Origin of the sequence: Halomonas sp. (assembly GCF_014859505.1) — a bacterium.
Taxonomy (GTDB): domain Bacteria; phylum Pseudomonadota; class Gammaproteobacteria; order Pseudomonadales; family Halomonadaceae; genus Halomonas.
Genome location: NZ_JACUUD010000222.1, coordinates 1 through 2,816, shown reverse-complemented (window position 1 = coordinate 2,816; position 2,816 = coordinate 1). Strand labels below are relative to the sequence as shown.

Below are 2,816 nucleotides of genomic sequence, written 5' to 3'. Positions count from 1 at the left end.
CCGCGCCGCCCCTGGGCCGGCAGCGTGCGCGACTTCGTGCTGGGCACGCGGATCATCACCCGCCAGGGCAGCGAGCAGCGCTTCGGCGGCCAGGTGATGAAGAACGTGGCCGGCTACGACCTCTCGCGCCTGATGGTGGGCGCCCAGGGCACCCTGGGGCTGATCACCGAAGTCTCGATGAAGGTACTGCCGCTGCCCGGCGCCTCGCGCAGCCTGCATCTGGACATGCCGCTGGCCGAGGCGCTCGTGAAGCTCTCCGAGTGGGGCCGCCAGCCGCTGCCCATCACCGCCGCGGCCTGGCTCGACGGCGCCCTGCACCTGCGCCTGGAAGGGGGGCCAAGCTCCGTGGCCGCCACCGCCGAGCAGCTGGGCGGCGACGAGCTCAAGGCCGACTTCTGGGAGGCCCTGAACGAGCAGCGCCTGGCCTTCTTCGCGAACGACGACGGCCGCGCCCTCTGGCGCCTCTCGTTACCCAACCATACCCCGGCGCTCGAGCTGCCCGGGGTGGCAGAGACCGACGTGCTCTACGACTGGGCCGGTGCCCAGCGCTGGGTGCGCAGCGACCTCGATGCCGAGGCCCTGCGGGAGGTGGTCATCCGCGCCGGCGGCCACGCCACCTGCTGGCGCGGCCCCAACGGCCAGCCGGTTGACGAGCCCTTCACCCCGCTCGCCCCGGTGCTCGAGAAGTACCACCGCAACCTCAAGGCCGAGCTGGACCCGAAGGGCATCTTCAACCCGGGCCGGCTCTACGCGGCATTCTGAGACAGAGGGGATAACGCCGAGATGCAGACGCATTTTACCGAGGAAGACCTCAAGAAGCCCCATATCCGCGAGGCCGACCGGGTCCTGCGCAGCTGCGTGCACTGCGGCTTCTGCAACGCCACCTGCCCCACCTACCAGCTGCTGGGTGACGAGCGCGACGGCCCGCGGGGGCGCATCTACCTGATGAAGGAGATGCTCGAGAGCCCGGAGGGCAGCGACAAGGTGACCGAGGAGACCCGGCTGCACCTGGACCGCTGCCTGACCTGCCGCAACTGCGAGACCACCTGCCCCTCCGGGGTCGAGTACCACAAGCTGCTCGACATCGGCCGCGCCGAGATCGAGCGCCGGGTGCCCCGCAAGCCGGCCGAGCGGGCCCAGCGCTATGCGCTGCGCAAGATGCTGGTGGAGCCGAAGCGCTTCCAGGCGCTGCTGAAGCTGGGCCAGACCTTCCGGCCGCTGGTGCCCGGTGCGCTCCGGGACAAGATGCCGCCGGCCCCCGTGGATGCCGGCCAGCGCCCCGACGGCAGGCAACACGCCCGGCAGATGCTGATCCTGGAGGGCTGCGTGCAGCCGGGGCTCTCACCCAACACCAACGCCGCCACCGCCCGGGTGCTGGACCGCCTCGGCATCGGGCTGACCCCGGTGACGGAGGCCGGCTGCTGCGGTGCCATCGACTTCCACCTGAACGCCCATGACGACGGCCGCGCCCGGGCGCGGGCCAACATCGACGCCTGGTGGCCGCATATCGAGAAAGAGAGTGAGGCCGGTGTTGAAGCCATCGTCCAGACCGCCAGCGGCTGCGGCGCCTTCGTCAAGGAGTACGTCGACATCCTCAAGGACGACCCGGCCTACGCCGAGAAGGCGGCCCGGGTAAGCCAGCTGGCGAAGGACCTGGTCGAGGTGCTGCGGGACGAGGCCCTCGATGGTCTGAGCGTGAAGCAGGGCCGCCGGCTCGCCTTCCACTGCCCCTGCACTTTGCAGCACGCCCAGAAGCTCGGCGGCGCCGTGGAATCGGTGCTGACCCGCCTCGGCTTCTCGCTGACCCCGGTGGCCGACGCCCACCTCTGCTGCGGCTCGGCGGGCACCTACGCCATCACCCAGCCCGAGCTTTCGAAGCAGCTGCGCGACAACAAGCTCGACAACCTCGAGGCCGGCAAGCCCGAGGTGATCGTGACGGCCAACATCGGCTGCCAGACGCACCTGGCCGGCGCCAACCGCACGCCGGTACGCCACTGGATCGAGATCGTTGATGAGGCATTAACCCCCTGAGGAGAACACCATGAAGACCAAGCCTGCCCTGACCCTGACCGACGTCAACGCCATCCTCGATGCCGCCCAGAAGGAGGCCGAGGCCAACGGCTGGGGCGTGACCATCGCCGTTGCCGACGACGGCGGCCACCTGCTCGGCCTGCGCCGGATGGATACCGCTCCGCCCTTCAGCGCCGAGGATGCCGCCCAGAAGGAGGCCGAGGCCAACGGCTGGGGCGTGACCATCGCCGTTGCCGACGACGGCGGCCATCTGCTCGGCCTGCGCCGCATGGATACCGCCCCGCCCTTCAGCGCCGAGGTGGCCGCCCAGAAGGCGCGCAACGCCGCCATTGGCCGCCGCGAGACCCAGGCCTTCGAGGAGATGATCAACGGCGGCCGTACCGCCTTCGTCACCGCCCCCATGCAGTCGCTGCTCTCCGGTGGCGTGCCGGTGATCGTCGACGACGAGGTGGCCGGCAGCGTCGGCATCTCCGGCGTCAAGCCCGACCAGGACGTCCAGGTGGCCCGCGCCGGCGTCGCCGCCATCGGCTGATGCCCCCCAGGTGCATTAGCGCCCCGATGCGACAGGGCCCCGCTCCGGTTGGAGCGGGGCCCTGTGCGTAGCGGCCAGTAGCGCTGACGCCGCAGCGGGCTCAGCCGGCGATGTCAGTCGAGGCGCTTCAACTGGCTCGCGTGGAGGCGGCCGCGTTCCACGTAGCCCGCCGCGTTCTTTTTGAGCCCCTCGATCGCCTCCTCCGAGAGCTCACGAATCACCTTGGCCGGCGCGCCGACGATCAGCGAATTGG

The 2,816-nt window shown here is 70.6% G+C and carries 3 protein-coding genes; all 3 read left to right on the top strand.

Going from position 1 to position 2,816, the window contains the following annotated elements:
* Positions 1-762 (top strand): glycolate oxidase subunit GlcE (gene glcE, locus IBX53_RS15670; RefSeq protein WP_290911174.1); only part of this gene is annotated, 762 nt, incomplete at its 5' end.
* A gap of 21 nt (positions 763-783) precedes the next feature.
* Positions 784-2,031, top strand: a complete 1,248-nt coding sequence (gene glcF, locus IBX53_RS15665) for a glycolate oxidase subunit GlcF (protein WP_290911172.1) — start codon at positions 784-786, stop codon at positions 2,029-2,031.
* 10 nt (positions 2,032-2,041) lie between these two features.
* Positions 2,042-2,563 carry a heme-binding protein gene (locus IBX53_RS15660; RefSeq protein WP_290911169.1) on the top strand — a complete coding sequence of 174 codons (522 nt, stop codon included), beginning with the start codon at positions 2,042-2,044 and terminating at the stop codon, positions 2,561-2,563.
* Positions 2,564-2,816 lie beyond the last annotated feature (253 nt).